At 42.6% G+C, this 3,389-nt stretch carries 5 protein-coding genes; 3 read left to right on the top strand and 2 right to left on the bottom strand.

From position 1 onward, the window contains the following. On the top strand, positions 1–202 hold a 202-nt coding region (locus J7J55_07860; GenBank protein ID MCD6142609.1), incomplete at its 5' end, for a Replication factor C small subunit. Continuing rightward, positions 202–1,779 (top strand): DEAD/DEAH box helicase family protein, encoded by a 1,578-nt coding sequence (locus tag J7J55_07855; protein ID MCD6142608.1) that lies wholly within the window; start codon positions 202–204, stop codon positions 1,777–1,779. The genes J7J55_07860 and J7J55_07855, both read left to right, overlap by 1 nt. Here the strand turns inward: J7J55_07855 and J7J55_07850 are convergent, their stop codons facing one another. Beyond that, on the bottom strand, positions 1,780–2,418 hold the full coding sequence (locus J7J55_07850) for a hypothetical protein (GenBank protein ID MCD6142607.1): 639 nt from the start codon (positions 2,416–2,418) through the stop codon (positions 1,780–1,782). Between the two features lie 133 nt (positions 2,419–2,551). Next, positions 2,552–3,229, bottom strand: coding sequence for a hypothetical protein (locus tag J7J55_07845; GenBank protein MCD6142606.1), 678 nt, complete (start codon positions 3,227–3,229; stop codon positions 2,552–2,554). An 88-nt stretch (positions 3,230–3,317) separates the two neighbouring features. Here J7J55_07845 and J7J55_07840 point away from each other — a divergent pair. Further along, the coding region (locus tag J7J55_07840) for a ribulose-phosphate 3-epimerase (protein MCD6142605.1) at positions 3,318–3,389 on the top strand (72 nt) is incomplete at its 3' end.

Below are 3,389 nucleotides of genomic sequence, written 5' to 3'. Positions count from 1 at the left end.
GCTTATAGAATACGGGCTTTCGGGCGAGGATATAATAAAGGGTATGCACAACGCGCTTTTTGATTTGCCAATTCCCGAAAAAATGAAGGCAGTCATAGTGGAAAAAATCGGGGAGGCAGAATTCCGCATGGTTGAGGGTAGCAACGAGCGCATACAGATAGAGGCGCTGCTTGCAAATATTGCCGTCTTGGGGAGAAAGTAATGAGCTATCTAAAAATGGAATTCATAAAGCCCAATCTGGTGCAGAAGAGAGCTTATCAGATCAACATTTTTGAGAGCATAAAGGACAGAAATTCAATGGTTGTTCTGCCGACAGGTCTCGGAAAGACAATCATAGCGATAATGGTCATTGCGTACAAATTGAAGAAAGGTAATGTCCTTTTCCTTGCGCCCACCAAGCCGCTGTGCGAGCAGCATGCAGGTTCCATAAAAAAACTTACCACAATAGAGGATGTTGTTGTAGTCACGGGAGAACTTTTTTCGCCCAAAAAAAGGAAGGAGATATACAAAAGTGCCAGGGTTATTGTAGCCACGCCCCAGACAATAGAAAATGACCTCGATAGCGGAGTAAATGTGGGGGATTTCAGTCTGATAATATTTGACGAGGCGCACCGCGCAGTTGGAAACTATGCATATGTGGGTGTGGCAAGAAGGTATTTGAGAAGGGGCAGCCAGATGCTGGGCATGACAGCATCTCCCGGAAGCGATTACAAGAAGCTCAAGGAAGTGGCAGAAAATCTCGGGATAGAGCATATCGAGCTGAGAACAGAAAACGATGAGGACGTCAGGCCATACATTTCAAGAAGAAAAATGAGATGGGTTGTCGTGGACATGCCAGATGACGTTAAAAGGGCGGCGAGAAAAATCGATTATATGCTTGATGAATGCCTCTCGGAACTGAAAAAATACACGAAGCAAGCATCCAATCTCTCATCAAAAAAGCTGGGCAAGAAAGTCCTGATAGAGATACAGCAGAGAATGCAAAAAAATCTTAAAAGCAGAGGAGGGACAATGTATACGGCGATAAGCGTCGTATCAGCTGCAATAAAACTTGCACATCTCAAAGATATGCTTACAAGTCAGGGTGTCGAGGCAGCAAAAAAATACATAGAAAAGCTTGAACTTGACAAATCCAAGTCGGCAGCAAAAATAAGAAGCAACAAGATGTACAGGCAGGTCAGGAAAGAAATTTTGATATCTGCCGGGAAAAAGCCGAAGCTGGAAGTTCTGAAAAACACTCTGATAAAACATTTCGAATCCAATCCAGACGGGAGGGTAATGATATTTGCAGAATACAGAGATACCATTGACTTCCTGATTTCTGAAATTTCTGGAATAGAGGGCGTAAAAGCAAAAAAATTCATAGGGCAGGCAAAGGGCTCGGGAAACGGCATGAGCCAGGAGGAGCAGAAAAAAACGCTTGAGGATTTCAGAGATGGAAAATTCAACGTGCTGGTTTCCACGAGCATAGGCGAAGAGGGAATAGACATACCTTCAACAACTCTCGTCCTTTTTTACGAGCCCGTGCCCTCCGCAATCCGATACATACAGCGGAGAGGGAGAACTGCACGCGATGGCATGCCCGGGGATGTGATAATTTTGATAATGAGGGGTTCAAGAGATGAGGCATATTACTGGAGCAGTATAAATAAAGAGAAGAAAATGCATCGGCAGATATACAAACTGAAAAAAGAACTGGAGGCGCATGCAGGAAAAAAAATTGTCATTAAAAAGGTGGATAAAAAAGGGCAGACGAAGCTCGACAGCTTTGTTGCATAGCTATTCTTCTTCCCACTTCATATCTATGACTTCTTTTATGAGCTTTGCCTTTTTCTTTCCTATTCCTTCTACCTCACACAGCTCTTTCTCAGTGGCATTGATTACACGTCTCACCGAGCCAAAATAATCCAGCAACTTTTTTGCAGAGACGGCGGAAATAAAAGGCAGTCCTTCTATTATGTACTGCTGCTTTTCCTTCAGGGAGAGAAGATGCTTATTTCCCCTCAGAGCAACCTCCTTCTTCACCTTCAACTGCTCCCTGCCTGCCATGGCGTAAAGAATGCGGGCTGTCTCCTCGGCATTTCTTGTGGTGACAACAGAAAATCCGTAATCTGCTATTATCGAAGCCATCGCCCCGTATATTGCCCTGATATTCACATTTCTGGAAAAAAGCCCCTCTCCTTCAATAAGCAGAACAGGTCTCTGGTATGCATCTGCAAGCCGCCCTATCTGGTCAAAAAGCCTTTTTTTAATAAGGGAATCAAGAAAATCCGTTGCCCTTTTCCTTTCAACAGCCATTCTGTCGCTGAGTATGTAGTCGCCCACTGCAAGCTGTTCCTCTGTTATTTCCGCCCCCATCTCTGCAAGGAGGGAGGCGATGCCCGAATAGCGTTCCCGATGGTCAACCACAATGAGCACCCTGTTATCCATGGAAGGTGATGGAACAATTGCTTTTTAAGTTTTATACAGGTAATGGGCAATTTCCCTACGTTTGCTTGGAAAATCTGGAAGAAGGTGGATATATCGCCGATTTCATTTCATAGACAATGAATCAGGAATCTGGACCTGAAATTGCCAGACATGTACCAAACATGAGGATTTCCTTAAAATTCTCATCCCCATAAAGTAATTTTATTCCTGTAAAGCCGAACATTATTCCGTACATGTAGTAGCCAATTCCTCCATTGATTCCATATGCATCAATCTCAAACCTACCATAAGGAACGGTGGTGAAATATACCACCGGCATGAAGAAACGCGGAAGTTTTAGGGATAACATTCCGAAAATATTAAAAAACAGGAAATCGGTGAGCCATTCCATTGCCGGGAAAAATGATTGTAGAATCATGGATATGCCAACCAAAACAAGCAGTGGTATCTCAAAGGGTTGCACGGTTATTATTTCACCGTAGCCAACCACATAGCAGAGAAAATTGTTTAACCATGAAGGTCCATTCTTAATATTCAGTTCTGGTATTTCAATTATGTTTTTCTCCGCCAGAAATTTTCTCAACTCCTCGATATACTCCTCCCTGTTATCCCCGCCATTCCTTATTTTATCCGCCATTTGCTTAATTATATTAAAAGTGCTGTAATCTATCTCTTTTTCTTCTGTACCCATTCCTTTGTAACATATAACCCTGACTTTTTCATGGGTTCCATAAACAATACCGGGAGAAATGCCTGCAAAAATTATTATCAAAACGGCAGAGAAAGCAATGACTTTCATGACATACAATACCAAAAAAAGTTTTTAAATTTTTGTGCTTTGCAACGTCTTTCCACAAACTATTAAAATATCGGTGGATTCTGTTTCCATGGTGCTTGTTGCTCCCTCTATTCTATCAGCCGATTTTTCAAGATTGGGCGAGGAAATAAAGGCGGTGGAA

Source organism: Candidatus Bipolaricaulota bacterium, from assembly GCA_021159055.1.
Lineage (GTDB): Bacteria > Bipolaricaulota > Bipolaricaulia > UBA7950 > UBA9294 > S016-54.
Note: the sequence above shows the minus strand (reverse complement) of the source record. Positions and strands in the feature narration are given on the sequence as shown.

Bases quoted from the DNA above. Each gene is read 5' to 3' on its own strand.
- J7J55_07855 (MCD6142608.1), top strand. From the start codon at position 202: ATGAGCTATCTAAAAATGGAATTCATAAAGCCCAATCTGGTGCAGAAG.
- J7J55_07845 (MCD6142606.1), bottom strand. From the start codon at position 3,229: ATGAAAGTCATTGCTTTCTCTGCCGTTTTGATAATAATTTTTGCAGGC.